Source organism: Hyperthermus butylicus DSM 5456 (genome assembly GCF_000015145.1).
GTDB classification, from domain to species: Archaea; Thermoproteota; Thermoprotei_A; order Sulfolobales; family Pyrodictiaceae; genus Hyperthermus; species Hyperthermus butylicus.
In genome coordinates this window covers 1466257-1487985 of the sequence record NC_008818.1, presented here as the reverse complement: position 1 = coordinate 1487985, position 21729 = coordinate 1466257, and the positions used below count along the sequence as shown (strand labels likewise).

At 57.8% G+C, this 21729-nt stretch carries 23 protein-coding genes; 5 read left to right on the top strand and 18 right to left on the bottom strand.

Annotation, left to right across the window (positions count from 1 at the left end):
- Positions 1 to 42: 42 nt before the first annotated feature.
- Positions 43 to 4467, bottom strand: coding sequence for a coiled-coil domain-containing protein (locus tag HBUT_RS07730; protein WP_153801429.1), 4425 nt, complete (start codon positions 4465 to 4467; stop codon positions 43 to 45).
- 186 nt (positions 4468 to 4653) lie between these two features.
- Here HBUT_RS07730 and HBUT_RS07725 point away from each other — a divergent pair, with 186 nt between their 5' ends.
- On the top strand, positions 4654 to 5166 hold the full coding sequence (locus HBUT_RS07725; protein WP_011822618.1) for a hypothetical protein: 513 nt from the start codon (positions 4654 to 4656) through the stop codon (positions 5164 to 5166).
- Between the two features lie 89 nt (positions 5167 to 5255).
- Here HBUT_RS07725 and HBUT_RS09625 read toward each other — a convergent pair whose 3' ends face one another.
- The 8 genes from HBUT_RS09625 to HBUT_RS09065 form a co-directional block, all read right to left on the bottom strand.
- Positions 5256 to 5429, bottom strand: coding sequence for a hypothetical protein (locus tag HBUT_RS09625; protein WP_153801428.1), 174 nt, complete (start codon positions 5427 to 5429; stop codon positions 5256 to 5258).
- Positions 5416 to 5616 carry a helix-turn-helix domain-containing protein gene (locus HBUT_RS07720; protein ID WP_048061571.1) on the bottom strand — a complete coding sequence of 67 codons (201 nt, stop codon included), beginning with the start codon at positions 5614 to 5616 and terminating at the stop codon, positions 5416 to 5418. Before HBUT_RS07720 ends, HBUT_RS09625 begins: the two co-directional genes overlap by 14 nt.
- Positions 5617 to 5618: 2 nt before the next feature.
- Positions 5619 to 5840, bottom strand: a complete 222-nt coding sequence (locus tag HBUT_RS07715) for a hypothetical protein (RefSeq protein WP_011822617.1) — start codon at positions 5838 to 5840, stop codon at positions 5619 to 5621.
- A 97-nt stretch (positions 5841 to 5937) separates the two neighbouring features.
- Entirely contained in the window at positions 5938 to 6225 is a 288-nt protein-coding gene (locus HBUT_RS07710) for a hypothetical protein (protein WP_153801427.1), read from the bottom strand.
- Between the two features lie 70 nt (positions 6226 to 6295).
- Complete coding sequence (locus tag HBUT_RS09620) at positions 6296 to 6436, bottom strand: hypothetical protein (RefSeq protein ID WP_153801426.1); 141 nt, start codon at positions 6434 to 6436, stop codon at positions 6296 to 6298.
- A 117-nt stretch (positions 6437 to 6553) separates the two neighbouring features.
- Positions 6554 to 6829 (bottom strand): hypothetical protein, encoded by a 276-nt coding sequence (locus HBUT_RS07705; protein WP_228546811.1) that lies wholly within the window; start codon positions 6827 to 6829, stop codon positions 6554 to 6556.
- An 82-nt stretch (positions 6830 to 6911) separates the two neighbouring features.
- Positions 6912 to 7562 (bottom strand): SIR2 family protein, encoded by a 651-nt coding sequence (locus HBUT_RS07700; protein WP_011822614.1) that lies wholly within the window; start codon positions 7560 to 7562, stop codon positions 6912 to 6914.
- 91 nt (positions 7563 to 7653) lie between these two features.
- Positions 7654 to 8130 (bottom strand): PadR family transcriptional regulator, encoded by a 477-nt coding sequence (locus tag HBUT_RS09065; RefSeq protein ID WP_011822613.1) that lies wholly within the window; start codon positions 8128 to 8130, stop codon positions 7654 to 7656.
- 272 nt (positions 8131 to 8402) lie between these two features.
- Here HBUT_RS09065 and HBUT_RS07690 point away from each other — a divergent pair, with 272 nt between their 5' ends.
- On the top strand, positions 8403 to 9386 hold the full coding sequence (locus HBUT_RS07690) for a hypothetical protein (RefSeq protein WP_011822612.1): 984 nt from the start codon (positions 8403 to 8405) through the stop codon (positions 9384 to 9386).
- Here the strand turns inward: HBUT_RS07690 and HBUT_RS07685 are convergent.
- Complete coding sequence (locus tag HBUT_RS07685; protein ID WP_011822611.1) at positions 9383 to 10630, bottom strand: M20 family metallopeptidase; 1248 nt, start codon at positions 10628 to 10630, stop codon at positions 9383 to 9385. The two genes, HBUT_RS07690 and HBUT_RS07685, sit on opposite strands and share 4 nt — an antisense overlap.
- A 565-nt stretch (positions 10631 to 11195) precedes the next feature.
- Between HBUT_RS07685 and HBUT_RS07675 the strand changes: the two genes are divergently transcribed.
- The gene (locus HBUT_RS07675; protein ID WP_011822610.1) at positions 11196 to 11852 is read left to right on the top strand and encodes a Snf7 family protein; all 657 of its coding nucleotides are present in this window, start codon (positions 11196 to 11198) and stop codon (positions 11850 to 11852) included.
- 85 nt (positions 11853 to 11937) lie between these two features.
- Here the strand turns inward: HBUT_RS07675 and HBUT_RS07670 are convergent, their stop codons facing one another.
- The 5 genes from HBUT_RS07670 to HBUT_RS07650 all read right to left on the bottom strand — a co-directional run bounded on the left by HBUT_RS07670 (position 11938) and on the right by HBUT_RS07650 (position 17348).
- Entirely contained in the window at positions 11938 to 12336 is a 399-nt protein-coding gene (locus tag HBUT_RS07670) for a hypothetical protein (protein ID WP_011822609.1), read from the bottom strand.
- A gap of 120 nt (positions 12337 to 12456) precedes the next feature.
- A complete protein-coding gene (locus HBUT_RS07665) occupies positions 12457 to 13584 on the bottom strand; it encodes an ABC transporter ATP-binding protein (RefSeq protein ID WP_011822608.1) in 1128 nt (375 codons plus the stop codon).
- A complete protein-coding gene (locus HBUT_RS07660; RefSeq protein WP_011822607.1) occupies positions 13584 to 14561 on the bottom strand; it encodes a carbohydrate ABC transporter permease in 978 nt (325 codons plus the stop codon). The genes HBUT_RS07665 and HBUT_RS07660 overlap by 1 nt, the downstream gene beginning before the upstream one ends.
- Positions 14561 to 15514 (bottom strand): carbohydrate ABC transporter permease, encoded by a 954-nt coding sequence (locus HBUT_RS07655; protein ID WP_011822606.1) that lies wholly within the window; start codon positions 15512 to 15514, stop codon positions 14561 to 14563. The genes HBUT_RS07660 and HBUT_RS07655 overlap by 1 nt, the downstream gene beginning before the upstream one ends.
- Positions 15515 to 15530: 16 nt before the next feature.
- Positions 15531 to 17348, bottom strand: coding sequence for an ABC transporter substrate-binding protein (locus HBUT_RS07650; protein ID WP_011822605.1), 1818 nt, complete (start codon positions 17346 to 17348; stop codon positions 15531 to 15533).
- Positions 17349 to 17517: 169 nt separating this feature from the next.
- Between HBUT_RS07650 and HBUT_RS07645 the strand changes: the two genes are divergently transcribed.
- Positions 17518 to 18141, top strand: a complete 624-nt coding sequence (locus tag HBUT_RS07645; protein WP_011822604.1) for a hypothetical protein — start codon at positions 17518 to 17520, stop codon at positions 18139 to 18141.
- Here the strand turns inward: HBUT_RS07645 and HBUT_RS07640 are convergent.
- The 3 genes from HBUT_RS07640 to HBUT_RS07630 are packed head-to-tail and all read right to left on the bottom strand — an operon-like array spanning position 18138 to position 21346.
- Entirely contained in the window at positions 18138 to 18440 is a 303-nt protein-coding gene (locus tag HBUT_RS07640) for a 4Fe-4S dicluster domain-containing protein (RefSeq protein WP_011822603.1), read from the bottom strand. The two genes, HBUT_RS07645 and HBUT_RS07640, sit on opposite strands and share 4 nt — an antisense overlap.
- Before the next feature lie 18 nt (positions 18441 to 18458).
- Positions 18459 to 19883 carry an FAD-binding oxidoreductase gene (locus tag HBUT_RS07635; protein WP_011822602.1) on the bottom strand — a complete coding sequence of 475 codons (1425 nt, stop codon included), beginning with the start codon at positions 19881 to 19883 and terminating at the stop codon, positions 18459 to 18461.
- Between the two features lie 35 nt (positions 19884 to 19918).
- The gene (locus tag HBUT_RS07630) at positions 19919 to 21346 is read right to left on the bottom strand and encodes a bifunctional hydroxymethylpyrimidine kinase/phosphomethylpyrimidine kinase (RefSeq protein ID WP_011822601.1); all 1428 of its coding nucleotides are present in this window, start codon (positions 21344 to 21346) and stop codon (positions 19919 to 19921) included.
- Between the two features lie 94 nt (positions 21347 to 21440).
- Here HBUT_RS07630 and HBUT_RS09615 point away from each other — a divergent pair, with 94 nt between their 5' ends.
- On the top strand, positions 21441 to 21593 hold the full coding sequence (locus HBUT_RS09615; RefSeq protein ID WP_153801425.1) for a hypothetical protein: 153 nt from the start codon (positions 21441 to 21443) through the stop codon (positions 21591 to 21593).
- Positions 21594 to 21729: the final 136 nt, after the last annotated feature.

Genomic DNA, 21729 nt, shown 5'->3' with positions numbered 1-21729 from the left:
TGCCCAGCTCCTGCATATACGCTGCCAGCTATAGCACGATGACTAGAGCTTGGGTTCGAGTATTTCTCTCTCGATGAGGCTTATGATTATCTTCTTAGCCTCCTCTCTTGGGAGTGATAGCCTTTCAGCTACGATTTCCACGGCCTCCCTTAGTAGTAGCTCGCCCCGCCTCCTCCTCTCAAGTGCTATAGCCTTGTAGGCGTCTAGCTCCCGGCTTGTGAGCGCTCCCGCGTTTAGCGCGATGCTCTGCAGCTCCTCGATGTAGGCTGAGAGCCTCCTTATCGCGTCGAAGGTGTCTGCCTCCCGTGGCTTCTCTGGTACAGCGACGCCGGTCCTGGCTAGGGCTTCGCGGAGAGCCTCAGCCTCGGCTTCTAGTGCCTGTCTTATCCTCTCAGCCTCCCTCTCAACGTCGCTGTAGATGCGGCGGCCACGGTCGATACTGTCTCTCAGCATTACCACGGCGCTCTCCACAAGCTTCAATGCCGCCTCAACGGCTTCTCCTATGCTAGGGCTTACGGAAAGAGCCTCCAGTGCTTTTGCACGCAGGCTCTCAGCCTGGCCTAGCGCGAGCTCTAGGTCCTCAGCTGTTTCTGCTAGCCTGGATGCCAGGCCGTGGCCAGCCCATTTCGCGTCTTCTGAGGCTTTACGTAGGCCTTCAAGCCAGGTCCCTGCTTCTCTCGTTAGGCTGTCGAGCTGCTCCATTAGCTCGAGGAGCTTTCTAGTCCTCTCCTCTAGCTCGACTATGGGCCTCCTGGCCTCCTCTACCCTCTCCCTCGCGGCTCTTAGCAGTTGCAGTGCATCATCTACAGTGAGCTTCTCGGGCGCCTCGAGCCCCCTCAACACTATGGCCTCGGGCCTTGGCGGTTCGACGCCCAGGCTCTTGAGCATCTCTGCCAGTCTCTCAGCCCTCCTCCTAACATCAGCCATCTCCTCGGTAATCCTCCTAGCCTCCTCTACGAGTGCTTCGAGGCTCTGCAGGACCCTGGACGGTAGTGGGCCTAGTCTAACGCCGTCATCACCTATTTCTGCTATGCCTATCTCTCTGAGCTTCTCGGCGAGCAGCCAAAGCTTATAGTTGAAGTGTATTACAGGCCCTAGGCCCTGCACGTAGAATGGTAGCCTCCTACCCGGGTCTCGTGGGCTCTGCCTCCTGGCCTCCTCCCACAGCTCGGCAATCCTTGTGTCTAGCTCTTCCTCGCTAAGCCTGAGCCCTTCAACCTCCTCGAACATCTTTAGTGCCTCTTCAAGCTTGGCGAGCTCCTCGATTTCAAGTGTAACATTCCTACCTAGCAGTCTGGCGAGGGCCTTTTCGCTGCGCTCCCTCAGCTCCCGGGCCTCCTCTATGGCCCTTATCAGCTCGTTACGTAGCCTCCTAGCGGTTTCAGCAGCGGGCTTCACGTGCTTACCGACAACCTCTTCTGCCACGTACTCGGCTACATCGATAACCGTCCGTAGAAGCCTTAGCGCCATCAGCTTCTCTCCAGCCCTAAGCGCCTCGCTCGCCGTGTCGAGGAGCCCCCTCATCTTCTCGATGAATGCCTCCAGGCTGCCTGCACGGTAGCCCCTCGCCTTCGCCGAGACTGTGTAGCCCCAGGCCAGGGCCTCGGGGTCCGAGGCTAGCCTATCGAGTAGAGCCGTAGCCCTCTCTACTAGCCGGGCTATGTCCTCGTCGGAGTCTACTAGCCGGATCCTAGCCCGGTCAGGGTCTATCCTCTTGCCTCCACCCACTACCTCTATGAGGCCGCGGTAGAGCAGGGACTGTAGCAGCATCCTCTTGGTGCCAGGGTTCCTCGCAGCCACCACGAGGAGGCTCCATGCAGCACCAGCAGGGATGCCCTCCTCGCTGCGAGCCCCTGCCTGCTCCAGAGCTGTTAGCACTGCCTTCTCAGCGGGGCTCAGCACGTCGATGCGTACGGTACCATTGTTCTTCTCCACCATCTTGTTGGCGGCTAGTAGTAGCATGTACTTCTCCAGTGTTCCAACCTCGCCCCGCTCGATGTCGGGGCTCAGTAGGCCCCTTGCCGCCTCGCCGCCCCAGCGGTGGATGTGGTACCTCATAACGTACTCGTAGGCTGTCCTCAGCGCCTCCTGTGCGGCGGCCCTGGTTGCGGGCACTGTTAGGAAGTAGCGCAGCGCCCCGCTTAGCTCGGTTGGCTTCTCGACATCGTAGCCAAGCTTGGGGTCGAAGATTATCAGCGGGGTGCCAGCTATACCCTCCTCTAGCGCCTTCTCTAGCCTCTCGCCAGGCCGCAGCTCCCCAGCGAGCTCCCGCAGGAGGCTCTGCAGGCGCAGCGGGTCGAAACCTAGCTCCCTAGCCCTTGACATGTCTCTCGCAGCTGTGCTGGCTTCGCGCAGGGCGCCGTCGAGGCCTCCTGCAGCATCGGCTAGCTTGGCTCCGAGCACTAGCAGCTGAACCTTAGACACCATCGAGGCTATGGGGAGCCTCACAATCTTTATGAAGAGCTTCCTCTCCAGTGCTTCTAGCTGGTCCTCAGCCCTGGGCTCCACGGGGCCATGGTATGCTAGTAGTACTGCGTGGGGCCTCCACCCGCTCATAACTATGCCCATAAGCCTCTTCTCCAGTCTCTCGGCTTCGCTGCTGGTAACCTGGCCTGGCACAGCGTAGACCAGTATCCTTACGTGTGCACCGTGGAGCCTTACCTCACCCCTCGCCAGCCCCTCGCCAGCAGCTGTTAGGGGCTCATTCAGAAGCCCTGTACCAGCGAGTACTGCTGCGAGGCCAGCCACGAGGTGTGAGCGGTTTGCCTCGCTGTATACGCGGCGTAGGAGGTGTAGCCTCTCCACGCGATCGGATATGAAGTCTAGGTAGTGAAGCTCGGGGCTGACGTAGAGTACACGCTGCAGTCTGGGCGATAGCAGGTAGGCCCGTGCGCCACCCGTAGCGGCTAGCTTCGAGAACACATTGTCCCATAGGAGCCCTGCTAGCCTCTCAGCCTCGCTCCGGCTCAGCTCCAGGGGCGCCGTGTCCTGGACTAGCTCGACGCTCTCCTCCCTAGACTCGGGGACTGCCACTACGAGCCTGCCATTAGAGTCCATGTAGACGAGGCTGTCTAGGAGAGCTTCAAGGGGCCTAAAGTCGTCCCTAGGGGCTAGCTGGGGTAGCCTCTTCACAGCCTCCGGCTCCACCGCTCGTAGCAGCTTGAAGGCGTCCTCGACAGCAGCTACAGCCAGCACCTTATGGACCATCCTCGTTACGCCTAGCTCGCGGCGGGGCCAGCCGGACTCCCCGTAGATGTTCAGCTCGGCAATGACATCTCCTACGGAGTCTTCGAGCCCGGTCACCTGGGCTAGCTCCTCGGCCTCCACGAGGCCCCTAACCACGAGTTCGTCGAGGACCCGGCGTGCGGCTGCGGGCTCGAAGCCTGCTAGCTTTGAGCGTGCCTCCCAGCCATCCATGAGCCTCGTATAGGCCTCGGGGTTGAGGGCTGGCAGCTCAGCGCCGCCGACACTCAGTGTGAGGCCCTGCAGGGCCTCGACAAGCTCGGAGGCACCTAGCACTGCTACCCGGTCGCCGCAGCCGCCACGGCCCCTAGCCCAGGACACAAGGTAGCGGAAGGCTGAGACGAGCGCACCCATGTTGCCGAGCGTGCCTGAGACAACAGCGTTAGCCATTGATGGGGACTCCAGGATGGAGTCTAGGCCTGCGCCTAGGCTGTAGCGGGCGAGACTCTCGAGGAACGCGAAGGCCTCGCGGCGTGGGAGGGGCTGTATCCAGATGGTGCGAACCCTCCTCTTCAACCTAGACGCTATGGTGGAGAAGTCCCTCAGCCCCATGAGCCTGCTATAGGCTGGCGGCGTAAGGCTGACGATAAGGTGGAGCGAGCCTGGCATGCAGCCCTCTCCGCTACAGCGGGCAGACACTATCTCAACGTCGCCATTGAGGATCCCCACAAGCCCGGCTACGAGATCGGCTAGCTGCTCCTCGCTAGCCCCCGCCACGAGGTCCTCAAGCTCGTCTATGAATACTACGAGCCTGCCCCCGCCACTGGTCAGCTCTCTGAGCACGTTCTCGACGTAGCTGCGGAGGCTGCCCGCGGCACCTGGCACACCGTACTTCGCCAGTAGCCCGGCCTGCTCGAGGCCGGCAGCGAGGATCGCGGCTAGGAGCCGGTAGGCTGGGCTCTTCTCGGGCCTCCCATCCAGGGAGCGGAGATGCTCCATCACAGTTGCAGCTCTTGCCTCGAGGCTAGCCCAGCCCCTGGACTCCAGCCACGGCCTTATCCTGGCATTGTAGATGCTTGTCTTCCCCTCACCCCACTCAGCAACAAGCATCACTATTACCGGGTCGCTGCTACGCTCCATCTCGTTGAGAGCCTCTTGGACCTGCTGGTACACCCTAACCCTGCTAGGCAGTGGTGGCAGGTACTCGTCGAGCCTGGCTGCGTCGGTCCCAGTGAGGCTCGGCAGCCTCCTCGGTGCCGGCCCGCATCTAGCAGCTACGGGCATAGCGTGGAGCCCCAGCATACTCGTGTGCGGTATCACTCATACAGCGACACCCATGTGGTCCGTGCGGGGTACCAGTGCTACCCGGGTATCATCGGAATAGAATGTAGTCTCTATATGCAACTCCGTCAAGGCCAGCAATGGGTTATAAGGGTGGAACTGGTAATACCAGTTAACGGGGGTGCTGAAATGGTGTTAGGAGGTGTAGAGGTGTACAAGTGGCTGAGGAGCCAGGGCGTGCCAGAGGATCTGGCGAGGCGGGCGCTAAGGCTAGCCCAGAAAGCAACCATGGCGAGGCTCGCCGAGGACGAGGCAGTGGTGCTGGTGCCGAGCCAGAGGCTCCACCAGCAGAACCCGGTGCACAGTGCCACCCACTGGGACCTCCTAGACATAGTTGAGGGGCGGCAGCCACGCCACGTAGACATCAGCGTGGGCAGGCTACCGGAAGACCAGCAAGTCTACACCGTAAAGATCACACGGGAGGATGCAACGTGCCAGTGTCCACTAACGAGGCTCGCCGGTGCGCCGCTATGCGTCCACCGCCTAGCAGCAGCAGTACTACTCTACGAGAGGGGGCGTGCAGACCTTCTAGCATGGCTCCCCGAGGCTGCCAAGAGGTATAGCGAGTGGCTCCTCAGGAAGAGGAAGAGGAGGACAGGGCACCCAGCACGGGCCAAGCCATTACCACTTAATACTCCGTAACAACTCTCGCACGAGCTTCAGAGGGCTCTCCACTTCACGCAGCCTGCGCTGGTAAGCCCCAACGAATCTCTCAGCAAGTTCCTTCGGCACTACATTGCGGTGTAGTTTACGCTTGAACCCCAGATGCTAAGCCTCCGCCAGACCCGCAGCCGGACATCCTTAATGCAGAAGCGTGAAACAGCAGCCAGCACAGCAGCTGCAAGGAGGGCCAGGTGGTAGGCAAGCACAGCCAATAGTTTTAGCACATACCTAGTCCTTGCCACAGCTCCTCAACCTATACCTAGCCGTGACTCCATTCCCCAGCCTCTCCACAACACCCGCCTCGACAAGAGCAGCTAGCCTGGACCGTATGGTTGTGCGGCTTGCAGAGCCCCTAAGAGCCTTGACACGCCGCGTTATCTCCGAGACGCTGAGAGCCTCGCAGCCCGCTAGCGCCTCCAGCACAGCCATAGTTATCGGATCGGGCCGCCCCCAAGCCTCCTAAGCTTGGCCACAAGCCTCTCCGTGGCCCGTACAGCCTCCTCCACAGAGAGCGATAGGGCAGCGGCAAGCCTCACAGCCTCCCCAGCAACACTACTAAACGACGAGAGTAACGCCTCGAGCCTCTCCAGCTGCCTCCTAATCCTCTCCAGCTCCCGCTCAATCCTTTCCAGCCTCTCCTCAACATCAGCCAAGCGCCGAACCCCACGTAGGCAGCAACGAGCCAAAACAGGTCAAAGTGGTGTAAAAAGAGGCCGTTACAAGCAGGAACCCTTAGCGCAGACAGCTGGGTTAATCCTCTTCTTCCTTCTCCTTCTCTTCTTGTTCTTCTGTTGCACTCATTGCCATCAGCATCCTAGCTGCACTAAGCAGCTTCTCCTTCTTCTCCTCATCATCTAGCGTCTCGGCAAGCTTTTCGAGCTGGCGTGCAGCAGCCTCGGGGGAAGAGCCTCCCCCAATAAAGATCTTTGGCCCGGATTTCCCACTGATATCCTTGGCTATGGCGTTTATGATGCTTGATATGTTTGGTATTGCATTCAGTTTCGTCTCGAAATACTTCTCTGTCATCTGCCTCGCCATGTCCTCGGGTAGCCCGCTCTCAATCAGTTTCCTGTATAAGTTGCCCACGTCCTCGCCAAGCTTAGAGCCGTCAAGCAGGTTGGCAATCTCTCATGGAGGCTAGGAGGCCCTCCTTTATCTCCCTAATTATCTGCACAGCCCCCTTCACGGCCTCCCGTATTTCCTCTACCTCTGAGCCCCCATTACCCGTCTGGACATGCTCTTCGGCCATTACACCCCAGACGTTGGCTGCTCTCCAGGTCTATAGTCTGGGGTGTCTAGTCCTAGTAGGTACAGCTCCGTTCCTGTGGCCAGCTCCTGGCCAGAGAGGCTGTCCCGCCACGTAGTCCTAGGCTAGCTGCCTGGCAAGCTCGTCCAGGTACTTCTCGCTCTGCATCAGCGTCTTAGACACGCAGCGCACCCATTTAGCCTCATTGCTGAGCCCCTTGCAGGCCTTAACCTCGACGCACGCCTGGCGGAGCCCCACGCCCTCAACTTCCGTCTCGATGCAGAGCAGCCCCTTCTCTGGGTCGAAGCTGTAACTCTTAACCTCTACACTCCTTCCGAGACGATCGCCTAGAATGTATGATAGCTCGAAAGCCAGATCAACAACCACCAGACCCACCTCCAAAGGCCTACAGCTCCCTAGATTCCCAGGAGTGCGGCAAAAGCTGCCGGTGCCTAGACTCATCCGGGTATTGGCTGGATTAGCTTTTTGCCATATCCTTTCTGGGCCTAGCAGCTGCCTCAGCCATGGCTTCCAGGGCGTTGGTAAGGGTTAGCCCGATGCGTTCGAGGCCTAGTGACTCGAGGATCTCATTGCCCGGCTCGAGGAGGTACACCCTCGTGTGTTTCGAGGCTATGAGAGCTAGGAGTAGTGGTATAGCCTCGGACCCTATACCGTGTACGAGGACAGCGTCGGCGGTTGTTGCCTCGTAGACCGCTTCGGCTAGCAGCTTCTGCCTAGGAGCAGCACCTGACGGCACATAGTCCTCAATGCCCTCACCGCCGCATTGGGGACATCTGGCTGGGCCGTCCACTATGTACCACCAGCGGTAGCCGCAGCTGCTGCACTTCATCCGTCCACGGCTGCCATAAACGTCTAACACTTTTTCGCCGAGAAGCCTGGCAAGCACTCCGTCGTCGCCGAAGTAGATTATCCTCGATATTACCTGATTGCCGGCGAGCTGTGCGAGAAGCCTCACATACCTAGCCCTCTCAGCTGCCCGGTGAAGTTCTGACAGCCCCAGGGAGCCAGGCTCCACGCCGATAAGCTCTGCCAGGGAGCTGGCACCGAGGATTAGCGCGATGCTGCCACCGGCCCCAATAACGTTGAGGAGGGGCTCGGCACGGAGCACGGGCTCGCCACACCCCTGCAGTGCAAGAGGGGGTCGGCCCCAATCGCCCTCCTCACAGCCCTAAGTAGCATTCCAGATGTACTGAGACGGCCTAGTACTGTATAGCTGTAGCCTCCATCTTTGCCTGGCGGAGAACCCGCCTAGCCTCTGTTAGCAGCTTCTCTAGCTGCTCAGCGGCGGCCTCAAGCCTCTCCAGGACCTCCTCCACAAGCTTTACCGTATCCCCGTCCTCCCTGCCAGCGCGCCGAAACACGGGTATGTGGAGCTGCAGCGCCGTCTCCAGAACCGAAACCCAGCGTGACATCATCTCGAGGAGGGCTCGTAGACCCTCCCCCGTAAGCTCGTAGACCTTCCTCACGCGGGCACCGTAGGGCTCAAGCCTTGAGCGTATGAGCCCCTCCTCCTCCAGCCTACGGAGAACAGGGTATACGGTGCCTGGGCTAGCTCTGCCACCATATCTGGCGAATAGGCTCCTAAGTTGCTTGATGAGCTCGTACCCGGTCTTAGGCCCCTCAGCCAGTAGCATGAGCACAAGGTATCTTGTTCCAATCTCTACTGGCCGCTGCATACCTGCCAACTCCACCCTGGGTAAGGGTGCACAGTCTAGCCTTTAACAGCCACCCCTCCCATCCCCCTACGGGGTTTAAGAGCTGTAGGAGCCCGTTGGCGCCCAGCATCCGGCGGCGCGGTAACGCTCTTCTAAAGGGTTCTAGTTAGGGCAGCCCTTACAGACTCGGGTATAAGCGGTAAATGTAATTAGTAGTCCCATGCTACACCTTAGACAAGCGGATGTAGAGCTGAAAGGAGGAGTGCAGGGGAGGGCTGGGGGGCTAAGCTGCCGTGTCTTCTGTAATGCATTCTTTTATAGAGAAGCTGCCCCTTAGGGGCTGTGAGAAGCTACTCGAGAACATATCGCCGCTCGACGTTGTCAGCATGGCTAAGCTGTTACCAATAGCCGGCATATCGGCTAAGAAAGACACCGTGACCGTCACATATGTGTACAATCCTAGGGCTAGGTTTGGCGGTAAGACAAAGACAAAGGTGATTGTTGATCGTACCTCCTCCATGCTTAGGCTCGTTGGTAGGGGTGACCTCTCGTTCGAGGCAAGGTTCTCATGTTATAACGACATACTGACCATATACTTCGTCGTGACCGGTAAGCTTGTAGAGATGATATCCGAGGAGAGGGCCCGCGGGGTATTCAACGAGATTGTAGACCATGTTATGATGAGGGCTAGGGAGCTAGGTGCTTTGCGTGAAGAGGCTATGCAGCAGCCAGCAGCAGAGGTACAGACAGGGGAGGTTGTAGCGCAGCCTGCAGAGGTGCCGGCAGGCTTCGAGGCAGCTGCCGCCCCGGCAGCCGAGGCTGCTGAGCCGGTGGTGGCGGCTGCTGCACAGCCAGCAGCTGTGGCTGCAGAGGCTCGGCAGCATGCCGAGGCTGCCCCTACGGCTCCTGGAGCTGCTTCGGGATTCTCGGTGTCCGAGTGCATGGCTAGGCTGTTAACGGCGGGGCTACCGATAGACGAGGAGCTGTCAGGGAGAATACCGCTGGAGTATAGTCCCAAGCTACCAACTAGCGAGCTTGTTGAGATGGGTGAGGCTCCGCTGGGGAAGCTCGATTTCTCAAGGTATACTGATGGCTACATGGTGAGGCTTGCAGACGAGAGCGTTAGGATTGACAGTGTAAGGCTCGGTGGCAGGGTAGGGCTCTACTTGAGGAGCGGTGGTGGAGAATACCTAGGCACGGAGGCGCTGTGGAGAGCTATACAAGAGTTTTGTGTGGATCCCGAGAAAAAAGTGATATACATCGTTGTAAGGGTCTAGGCTCCAAGTACTCTCTTTGCAAGCTCCATGTAGACCTTCTTAGCCCTAACAAGCTCCTCTATGGGTACGTACTCGTCGGGCTTATGGGCAGCGTCGAGTGCACCTGGGCCATAGGTTACAGCTGGTATGCCGCGGAGCTGGAAGTACCTAGTATCGAGGCCCCCTACGCAGATGGTGCGGAGGGGTTCTATGCCTAGCATGTCGCGTATGGTTGAGGCTACGAGCTCCACAAAGTTGTGGTCAGGCGGTATCCATGTCGCGGGCGCCTTAGCGGTAACCTCTACCTCGACACGGTAGCCCCGGGCGCGCAAAGGCGCAGAGACACGGTCTATGAATTCTCGCAGCTCTTTCTCCACCTCGTCGGGGTTTTCGCCGGGTATTATGCGGCGATCAATGCTAAACCGGTAGTAGCCTGGCACGATGTTCGTCTTCGCCCCGCCTTGCACCTCGCCGCCAAGCGTTACAGTTGGCTTGGCGGCTCTGGGATCATCCATTGGCAGGTCTGTCTTCCTCTCCTCGAGAAGCGGTTTATACTCGTGTATGAGTCGATAGGCTATCTCGACCATTCCCTCGAACGCGTTAAGCCCACTCCAAGGTGTTGAGCCGTGCGCTTGCTTACCGTAGATGTGAACGTTTAGCCAGAGGTTACCCCTGCTACCAATCCATATCCGCTCAGTGGTGCTGGGCTCAGCCACCACAGCATAGTCTGGAAGCGCTATGCCCTCCTCGAGCATGTAGCCTACGCCGGTCTCGCCACCCGTCTCCTCGTCGGGCGTAAAGCTCAGCTCTAGCACACCCTTCCGAGGCCTCCAGCCCTGCTCCACAAGGCTCCGGACAGCAGCAATGATGGCAGCTATGCCGCCCTTCATGTCGCTCGCGCCACGGCCGTAGACCTTCCCGTCGCGTACCACCGGCTTGAACGGGTCGAGGCTCCACCCCTGCCCCGGCGGCACAACATCGTAGTGCCCGTTGAAGTGCAGCACAGGCTGCTCTTCAGCACCCGAGTAGAGACGGGCAACGACTATGAAGCGAGGATAGCCCTGAGCCCAGGGATAATACTTCTCGACAACATCGTCGGGAACCCTCACAATACTAACCTCCAGGCCTAGAGCCTCAAGCTCCTCTCTCAGCAGCGTAGCCATCTCCTGGTAGTTCTCGCCAGGAGGATTGACAGTTGGCACGGAGATCAACTTCTCCAATAACCTAACAACATAGAGCTCCTCGCTACCACCACTAGAGGACATGGGGGCCAACACACCTACGTGGAACAAGCCCCCGGGCAGCGATAAAAAGGAACACCCGGCACCCCACGAGGACCCATGTAACACCGCATACTAGCCGCAGCTCTGGCGCCACGTGGTCACGTATAGCCTCAAAGTGCTTGTCAAGAGTTACTAGGGTCAGCCATGGCTTCATGCCTACACAGCTATTACGAGGCCCACAGCGAGTAGTAGGTGGCCAAATTATTCTCAGCATGGCCCTTCCACGCCAGCCTCACCCAACCACGGGCCTTAGAGGGCTCTAGGAGGGACGAGTCGAGACACTGCTATTGCCGAGCCACAACAGTACGTATATAGTGTTAAGCAGCTACGCCTAGCCCTGGCGCTTCTTCTACGCGCGGAGGCTGTGCGGGTGACACAGTGCTACCACTTGAGGCCGTAGCCGTAATCAGAGCTTTGGCTGGTATGTAGGCGGGCTGATGGTCGTGGATCCTCTACGCGGTTTAAAGGTGTTCTGGCTGCATGACACTACCCCGCCGGGCTTACTGGGTAAACGCTGCCAGAATATGACTCAACGGCGCTGAGAGCCTTGGCTAGGGTAGAGGACTTCGCAAAAGTTTGGAGCCCACAGCCCAAGGAGCCAGGCATCATTGAGAAGATCAAGAACACGATCAACCCGCCGCCGCCGCTTAGGCACAAGCTAGCCATAGCACTATACAAGCTGCGTGTACAGAACAACAAGCTAGAGTACATAATCGCTAAGATGAAGGAGCGCGACCAGGCGCTATTCGAGAAGGTTGTACAGGCACAGATAGAGAAGGACCAGACAAGGGCAGCAATGTACGCTGCCGAGGTAGCGGAGCTCAGGAAGATGATTAAGAGCCTGCTAACAGCCAAGTACGCGATCGAGAGAGTAACACTAAGGCTAGAGACAGTAATGACCATGGGCGACGTACTGGTGGGCCTAGCACCAGTAGTAGGCGTGATCAAGGACCTACGCCGCTACCTAACCAGCCTAGTGCCAGAAATCGGCATCGAGATGGCCGAGATCGGCGAGCTGCTAGAGAGCGTGGTAACCGAGGCAGGCGAGTTCACAAGCTTCATGAGCATGCCATCATACTACAGCGAGGAAGCCAAGAAGATAATGGAGGAGGCTGCTGCAGTAGCAGAGCAGAGGATGAAGGCAGAGTTCCCAGAGCTACCCACTGCCTTCCCGACACCAAGCGGCCAGCAGGACCAGAAGTAACCCCACACTTTCAACAACAGCCGGTGACCCACTCGGCTCTCACGTTTTTGACGGTTGCAACCCCCACGTCTGGGGCCACTTGCTCCTACCCCTTCTCCCACCTCTTCCTCAACCGGTACATTCCAAGCTCTCCCGCAGCCTCTACAAGCCAGCCAGCAAGTATGCCAGCTATCCTCCTAGCAGCCTCCTCCTCAGACACCTCAACACCATAATATTTCTCGAGAGCCTTACGAGCAGCACGAGCATCAATCCTCGACGCGAAGTGGCTAGCTAGCCTCTCAAGCACCTCGTCAAGCCTCGAGACACCCTCCTCCTCGACAAGCCTGCGGAGAACCTCGAAATCCCCACCACTAAGCACTGCCTCCTCGGCACGGCCACCAGCCTCCTGCCAGTACAGGTAGAGCGGCTCATAGTCGCCGACGATCTCGCCAGTAGCAAACATAGGCCTCCTACGGGCTCCCCGCTCTCCCCCACCCCGGCCCAAAGCTACAGCTCCTCCTCCACAATCCCTGGGAGGATATAGTGCTGGACTAGCGTTTATCCACTAGCCCAGAACTAGGCCTAGGCGTCGGTATTGGAAAGAAATGGGGTTGAAGTCTACGGGTTAGTCTGGTTCACCGTGTGTCTCGGCGGTGAGGTATTCGAGGTTTAGCTGTGTATCGGGGTCGAAGAGTAGTATCCTCTCCAGGGGTACTGTTATGTAGAGCTTTTCGCCGGGCTCGGGCTTAACGTCGGGCGGTGCTACTATCTTGACTAGGTTCTCTGCTACGAGTAGCGATACTATGTTCTCCTTGCCGAGAGGCTCTACCACGTAGACCTCTGCCGGGACTGTTAACCCCGAATTTGCTGGCTCGTAGCGCAGCTTAGCGTGCTCTGGCCGGAACACAATTATGACGCGGTCCAGCCCGGCCTCGGAGATAACCCTGACGTGCTCTTCCCGCGGCGTAAACCTGGCTCCGGCGACCTTCACGTAGACGTTGCCGTTGCTTCTCTCAATAACGCCTGGCAGCATGTTTGCTGGGGGTGAGCCTATGAATCCTGCTACGAAGAGGTTGCGCGGCCTATGGTAGACGTCTTCTGGCGACCCTACCTGCTGGATTCTACCGGTATCGATGACGACTATCGTGTCGGCTATGCTTAGCGCTTCTGCCTGGTCGTGGGTGACATGTATAGCTGTTATCCCGAGCTTGCTCTGCAGCTTCTTCAGCTCGGTACGGATGGTGAGTCTGAGCAGTGCGTCCAGGTTGCTCAGCGGCTCGTCAAGCAGGAGCACGTCAGGCTGCTTGACGAGGGCTCTTGCTAGTGCGACGCGCTGCTGCTGTCCACCGCTGAGCTGGCTCGGGTAGCGGTTCAGCAGCTCCTCTATCCGTAGCAGCTTGGCAACCTCGTGGACGCGCTGGTCTATCTCCCGCTCTGGCAGCTTCTTCAGCCGCAGGGGGAACGCGATATTATCGTACACCGTCATGTGGGGGTATAGTGCGTAGTTCTGGAACACGAGCCCAATGTTCCTCTCCTTTGGCGGGAGGTTGGTTACCTCGCGGTCTCCGAAGAATATCCTGCCGCTTGTAGGCTTGTATATGCCAGCGATGAGGTATAGTAGGGTAGTCTTGCCGGAGCCGCTTGGGCCGAGTATAGCAGAGAACCTCCCGTCGGGAAAGGTGAGCGTCACATTATTGACTGCAACCACTCTCCCGAACTTCTTGGTTACACCCTCCAGTCGCACCTCCACCATTACCCTTTCACCCCGCCGCTCATTGCTTCGAGTAGGAGCTTCTGGGTAAGTACGAAGAAGACAATGGTTGGGAGGAGGTAGAGCGTAGCAGCTGCAGCAGCTATGGGGAGGTATGCTGTCTCAATGTTACCTATAACCTCCTCTATGAAGGTTGCGAGGGTCTTGATGCCGCCCGTGTAGAGGAATACGTGGACGTAGATTAGGTCCTCCCAGCCGGCGAGGAAGGCAAATATCGCTAGCGCTGCTATGCCCGGCTTCACGAGCGGGAGAACTATCTGCCACCACACTCTGAACCTTGAGGCTCCATCTATCATTGCGCTCCACTCGATCTCCCAGGGTATCTTGTCGAAGAAGCCCTTCATCAGCCAGATACTCATGGGTATCTCTAGTGCGGCGCGAGCGAATATCGTGTAGGTGAACCGGTAAGCGGTAAGCACATCCCTTGGTATGCCGGAGAGGCTCCACACGTAAATAGCGTATACTGCGATGATTAATGCTACGCCGGGGAAGGCGTGTAGCAGTATCATGAACTCCATTAGTCTGCGGCGGCCCCAAAACCTCATCCGGGAGAACGCATAGCCGGCCATGACACTGGTGAATATCACCACGGCCGTAACGCCTAGCGCCACTATGAACGTATTAGCAATGATTACTAGTAGGTCGCGGGGCGTGTAGAGCTGTGCAGCAGCTGGCTCCAGCTTACCCTGGAAAAGCAGTTTCCAGTTCTCGAGGCTGTATCTAGCCTCGAATATGTCCGGGCCGGAGAGCATTCTGTCCGCAAAGCTTGAGAGTATGAGGAGCAGGTAGAGCGTGATGAGGGGTATGGTGACGAGCAAAACAGCTAGGCCTATGACTAGGGTGAGCCTTCTCCGGGGGATAGTCTCGACATCCTGTATAGTGGTGTGCTCAGCCTCCAGCCTGGCACGGCGCGGTATAAGCCTCGCAGCGAGCCTCCTAACAGTCCCTGCTAGCGTCATTACAGCTCACCCCTCGGCTCACCCATCATCTTGCCATAGCCGAGTATTCTTAGCGCTATGAGGCCGAGCACAGAGCCTATGATTACTAGTATTGTTGCAGCGGCAGCGGCGAGTCCCTGCTCGCTACCCCACTCAGCCTCGAAGGCCTTATTGAAGACGTAGAGGGCCCAGGTGCTCCCCCAGTACTTGTGTACAGCGCCCCACTTAACGAGCAGGAATATGTGGGTATACGTTGTCAGGAGGCTCAGTAGCTGCCAGACAGTAACGTAGATGAGGTGCCAGCGTAGCTGCGGGATGAGTATGTGGCGGACGAGCTGCCAAGTGGAGGCTCCGTCTATGCGGGCGGCGATTATGTGCTCTCGGGGGATGCTGCGGAGCGCGCTGTAGAACACGACCATGCCGAAGCTAACGCCTACAAGAGCGTTAACTATGACGAGTATGGTCCAGGCGCTGTAGGGGAGTAGGTTGGGATCATTACCCCAGTTGACTGGCTGGTCTATAATGCCGAGCCTCATCAATAGGTTGTTGAGTGTGCCACTCGCATCTCCGAGGAAGAAGTAGTACCACATGAGCGAGTAGACTGCGACAGGTGTCATGCGGGGGAGTATCCAGAGCACACGGGTTGGAAGCGAGACAGCCTCCTCCATGAGGAATGTTGCGAGGGCCAGGGCGAGCCCGCCAAGTACATTGATAAGCAAGGTAACGGGTACGAAGAACAGTGTCGTCTTAACAACCATGCCAAAGTCGGGGTCGTAGCGTATCATGTGTATAAGACGCTCATAGTTGTATGTTGTGACTTCTCCAAGGTACTTCTGGATGTTCCAGTTCTTGAGTGGGGTAAAGCTGATGTATATCGAGAGGAAGAGGGGTACAACGTAGAATATGGCTATAAGCGTTAGGGCGGGTATGAGGAAAAACAATGCAGGGTTTACGCGGGGTTTGGGGAGGGCCAAGGCTTTTTTCACCTCTTTATGGGAATGTCCAGCCTTCTGGTATCTCGCCCCGTATCTCGACGCTCTTTGCTAGCTCTGGGTCAGCCTCGATCTTCTGTATGATGTAGTTGACGGCGTCCTTGGGCTCCATCTCGCCCATTAACACCTTGTTGACTGCGTCAGCGAATATGTCGGCTAGTGCTGGGTACCTTGGGTGTATCGGTGTTAGCTTGGTGTACTCTAGCATCTTGCTGGCATCGGCTAGGAACTCTACGTTAATATCGTTGACCGTCTTCTCGACTATGTCCTTTATGGCGTTCTTAACCTCGTCGCTTAGCTGTACCTCTAGCTTGGCTAGCTTCTCAACCCATGCCTTATCGTTGATTAGCTCGGCGGCGCTCTTGGTTACTGGTAGGTGTGCGCTGATGATGCTGTGTATTGCTACCAGGTCTGGGTCGCTAGCCTTGACCACTAGGAGGAATGCTAGCATGTGGTAGGCCTCCTTGAGCTCGTCGTACTTCGGGTTGTCCTTGCCAGCATTGCTAGCTATGTACCACACGAATGGCTGGCTTAGCGTTACTGGCTTCTGGCCGGGCTCACCTGCCGGGAATAGCGTGTAGTAGAAGTAGTTCTTGACCTCCTCGGCTGTTAGTGGCCTCTTCTCGCCGGTCTGCGGGTCGGTGTGGTATGGCTTGGTCTGCCACTCTGTCCAGTGCCAGGTGCCGCCAATCCAGGCTAGCGTCTTGCCGTCGACGACTGTTGGGTGTATCTGCTTTGCCCAGTCCCAGCTCATCATGTCCTTTGGTATGAGGCCGTCACGGGCCATCTTCCACTCTACGTACAGCCACTTGTAGACAGCGGGCACGTCTAGGACTAGCTTGTTGGTGTTGGGGTCGTATAGTGTGCCGCCGAAGGCGAATATGAACTGTATTAGGTCTGGGTGGGCGCTTCCCTTCCTGTGCAGTACGCCCCACTCGCTGCAGCCGTTCTCGACTGCTAGCTTGGCGTAGCGGTAGACGTCCTTCCAGGTTACCTCGCCCTTCTCAACCTTCTCGTAGAGGTTTACGAGGATGTCCTCACCGGTCTTCTCCTTGATGCATGCCGCTACGTCTGTCCTCCAGTAGAGTGGCCTAGCCTCTGTGTCCTGTGGTATGGCGTAGTACTTGCCATTGTACTTGACGGCCTCTAGTAGGCTTGAGTAGAAGTCGCTTATGAAGTCCTTGTAGGCTTCAACGTATGGTGTTATGTCGAGTATGTAGCCTTCCTCAGCAAACCTTGCCAGGTGCTTGTAGCTGTTAGCCATTATGTCGGCATTGGCCGCGCTCTGGAACGCGGTGGCGAACTTCTCTGCTAGCTGGTCGCCGCCGCCACGCTTGAAGTCCTGCTCGATAATGATCTTGAAGTCTATGCCCTTCTCCTCTAGTATCTTGTTGAGCCTATAGGCAGCCTCGACGATTGCCAGGGTTCTAAGGACGCTGTTGGGGTCACCGGCGCCCCAGACGGTGAACTTAACTTCCTTGACGCCGTTTGCTATCAGGTAGTTTGCAATGTTAACAATGTCCTCCTCTATGTTGCCGGTTAGCTGTGGTAGCTGGGGCTTGGTCTCCGTAGGCTTTTCTTCTGTTGGTGTTGTTGTTGGTTGTTCTGTTGGCTGTTCGGTTGGTGCTGCAGGCTTCTCCTCAGGCTTGGAGGCAAAGTAGACCGCAATACCAGCAACAATAACAACAAGCACAACAATACCAGCTATTAAAGCCGCACGACTCGCCACAACTCCCACCCTTAGAAGCTCTAGCTTGGCGGTCGTATCCGTAGTATAGTCCACACAATATAGTAGCGTAAGCTGAAATTTAAACATTATCGCGCAGGTTAAAAGCTAAGCGGTAGTTTATGTAATCGTTCGGAATCTCTACAACGAGCGCCGTGGGGGTTTTAGTGGGCTCTCATGGTGCAGCGTCAGCCCGTAGCAACATGTAGAGCTATACAGAGGCAAGCCTGTTCTCTACGCTGTGTTGGAGGGGGCTGGGTTGCCGCGGCCGGAGGACCTTGTAAGGCTTGCTGGCTTGGGGAGGTTTCAGGTTATGGCGCTGCTGCAGGCTGCTCGGTACTACCAGCTGCGGGGAGATCTTGAGAAGGCTAAGAGCTGGGGCCTCAACCGCGCCATATTCTACGCATGGGCTAAGCACTATGGGCCTAGGTACCGGGCCTACAGTGTGACGCTGGAAGAGCTGCTGCGGAGGAGTCGCGAGAGGAGGCCTGGCTCAAAGTGTCCAGAGGGCATGGTTGAGGTTTTGGGAGAGTGCGTCCAGGTGAGCCCTCGCGGCTGGTTCGTGATTGGTGGACAGGAGCAGACACCACGCGATTTCGACCGGGAGGTGGTGCTGAAGGTTAGGAAGCTACTGCCATGGGATAGGGTATGGAGGGGGGCTCTCGAGTATGTCTCCCTGTTCCCCGAATGGGTTCTCCGTGATCCCCAGAAGTTCTTCAAGCTCGTCTATGAGCCGGTGAGGGACACCTTCTTCATAATGCTGTTGAAGGGTGAGAAGCCCCGGCCGCCAAAGAGCATACTTGAGAGGCTTGAGGCGCTGGAGAAAGCCTCCAGGAGGGAGGGGAGGCAGCTGGGGCTAGACAAGTTCATGTCTCATGGCTAACCCTCCCCTACGAGCTTCTCGGCAGCCAGCATCCTTGCTAGCCTTACAACATTGACGACATCTATTCCGGCGGGGCAATAGATTAGGCAAGCGCCGCAGAGCGTGCAGGTGTAGAGGGAGGCTACTAGCTCCCTTGTGGGCTCTATCTTATCCTCGGCGAGGAGCCTCGCGAGTAGCACGCGGCCCCTTGGCCCGTAGCCCCGATGGGATCCCAAGGGTAGTGTTGGGCAGGCCTGTTCGCAGAACCCGCAGTACGCGCATCTACCAGCCTCGCTGGCTAGCCGCTCCCTAGCATCCATATCAGCCGCCTCCACTGCCTAGAAGAGCTTGCCGGGGTTGAGCACGTTGTGGGGGTCGAATAGCCTCTTTATCGCCTTCATGAGTTCGAGGGCTTTTAGCGAGCCAAGCCTCTCAAGCTCAATCCTCAACCCCTCCCTCTTCAGCATCCCCACCCCGTGCTCGGCGCTAACGCTTCCGCCCAGCTTCACGGCTAGCTTCATAACCTCTGTAAACCATGCATGGACCCGGCTTGCCGCTCCCGGATCTCCGGGGTCGAAGCCTACGGCGGGGTGCAGGTTTCCATCACCTATATGGCCTCCGAGCACCATGGGGAGTCCGTAGTCCTCAGTTAGCTGATTCAGCATTTCCACGGCCTCCACGAGCCTTGATGGGGGCACCACAATATCCTCTATGAACACCTGCACCCTTGGTGCACCCCAATAGCGCCGCGAGTACTCGAGCTGTGCGGGGAGGAGCCTGCGGCGTAGCGCTAGCAACCCCTTCTCCTCAGCCTCCCCTAGGTCCCCTGCAACCCGGATACCGTGAGCCCCGTGGGACTCGAACACCTTTACCAGCTGGGCCTGGATACGCTCCACAGCCTCCCGGTTAGCCTCCACGCTAACCAGCAGCATGTGGCCCTCCACGTTCTCGAAGCCGGGGAGTCCACGCCTAGCTATCGATACTGTTCTAGCGTCGAGAAACTCGGCTAGGAGCGGTTGTACACCAGCGCTACGCAGCTCGAGAAAGGCATCAACAAGGTCCCCCAGGTTGTCGAAGAACCCTAGTACTGTGGGTGCAGCTTCGGGCAGCGGTGTTATCCGGAGCACAGCCCTCGTTACAAGTGCAAGAGTACCCTCACTACCCACGATAAGCCTTACCAGGTCGTAGCCCTGTCGGCACTTCACGGTCCGGCAGCCAATAGTCATCCTCGTACCGTTCTCGTCGGCGAGCACTATCTCGAGCTGGTTAACCCAGTCCCTCATCGTGCCATACTTTGCCCCCTTCATGCCGCCAGCGCCGCTGTTAATGGCGCCTCCCACCGTTGCTACAGCCTGGCTAGCCGGGTCCACGGGGAACATGTGCTGGTACCGGGCGAGCTCGAGGTTAAGCTCGGCTATCCTCACACCCGGCTCGACAACAGCCACTGAGTCAAGCACGCTAACCTCAAGGATACGGTTCATCCTCTCAAAGCTAACTATCACACCATTCTCCGGCACGGCAGAGCCGGAGAGGCTCGTAGTGCTACCCTGCGGGTAGAGCGGCACCATCCTACGATAGGCCCATGCTGCAAGCCTAGAGACATCCTCGGCGGTCTCCGGAAAGACTACAGCGAGTCCAAAACCCTCGAGGCCGCTGGGCTCGCGCGAGTAGAGTGCCACCACTGCTGGATCGTCGTAGACCTTGCCCCTGCCAAGGATGGATTCAAGCTCCTGCACGATACCCGTAACCCGGTGCACCCCCACAGAGTCCCTACCCACGGGCTCCTATAAGGCCGGGGCTATGCCTCTTCCTGCTCCATGCCTCCTCTCCCTTCCAGGGCTTCGAGTATCCTCAAGAGCTTCTCAATGGCCTCCCTCGGTGTGCGAGCTAGGATGCGTATCATGGCCTCCTTTCCCACATCCCCTGTATCATAGACTACATCTGGCGTAGCACCGGCAACAGCGAAGGCTCTCTCCACTAGCCACCTCATACTGGCGCCCTCAACTCTGCGCACCTCCTCCGGCTCAGCTCGGCGATCAACATAGACGACCCGCAAGCCGGTTCGCCTAGCAGCCTCTATCAGCTCGGGGGCGTAGCGAATGTTTAGTGCAGCCCTTAGCGAGGGGTCGCGCTCCATTGCTGCTAGGACCAGGCGGGCCATGTGGCTGGAAGCACCCATCCTCACTGGACCAACGGGCTTCAATGTATCGCCGTACCTCACGATCCTCCCCATGACACCTGCGACGTCCCCGATGCTCCGGGCGAGGCGAGGCTCGATAGCATAGGCGATGTTCATGCCTACCTCGGGAGCGTAGCGGGCTACCCGGCTAGCATTCTCGAGGAGGAGTCTAAGAGCATCCTCGACGGCGGCTATGGCTCGGTACCTCTCAGCATCCCTCTCAAGCCCAGCTAGAGGGTTTACGGGACAATCGCCGCGACCAACACGGAACCCGTACTCTATAGCCTCCTCGACTAGCTTTCGAGCCCTCACAACGGCTTCGACCAGGTCCAAGCCCTTTGCAAGCCCAGCAGCTAACGCGGCAGTGAAGGTGCAGCCAGTGCCGTGGCTGCAGCCGCTTCTCCTTTCGCCCCTAAACTCCCAGAAAACATCCTCGTAGTAGAGCACGTCAACAGGCTCGCCGGGCAAGTGTCCCCCCTTGATTAGGGCGGCCCTAGCACCATAGTCCTCCACGAGTATCCTGGCAGCCCTCTTCGCATCCTCGATACTGCGTATACGTGTACCCGTAATCCTCTCGGCCTCAGGCACGTTCGGGGCAACGAGGCTAGCCAGTGGAAATAGCTCCTCCACAATAGCCTTGAATGCATCATCACTGTTAAGTAGCTGGCCCGCCGAAGCACGATACACAGGGTCCACGACAAGGGCGATGTCTCGCCCGCGGAGGAGCCTAGCTATAGCTTCAACATTCTCGCGGGAGCCCAGCACCCCGGTCTTAACAGCCCCAACACGATAGTCCTCGAGCACGGCCTGCAACTGCTCCTCTACAAGCCAGCTGGGCAGCACATGGACACGGCGAACACCACGGGTATCCTGTACAGTGACAACGGCAACAACTACAGCCCCATGAACACCCATGGCTGCGAAAGCCTTCAAGTCGGCAGCAATGCCTGCACCACCACTAGGATCAACACCAGCAACAGTAACTGCAACCGGGTAGATGACTTGAACTCCATGGTTGTCCACGAGGAGAACACCCCCGCTAACCAATATGCATAATTAACCTAATTAGCTTAGGCCTAGGTGGCGAACGGGGTACTAACCAAGTGTATATGCCTTAAATAACGTGATAGCACACCTTGCCATGAACAGAACACTTAGAGCTGCAACAAAACCAGATTATGGTATGGCTAGGCCGTGGCAACACCTAAGAAGGTTCCTCCTATACGTCCTCATGATTACAAGGTTCACCTACCACGCTAGGCTGGCTGCTAAGGCATGGAGTTTGATGGTCTAGGCATGGGCTGCGGGCGAGAAGACCCCGGCTCCGCATCATCCCGAGCGGGCCGTCTTACGCAGCGGCCCTGCTCCGCGGAGCCAGGGTGTACTTTGGGCTGCGTGGGGTATATGGCTGCTACTCGTGGACTGGTGTT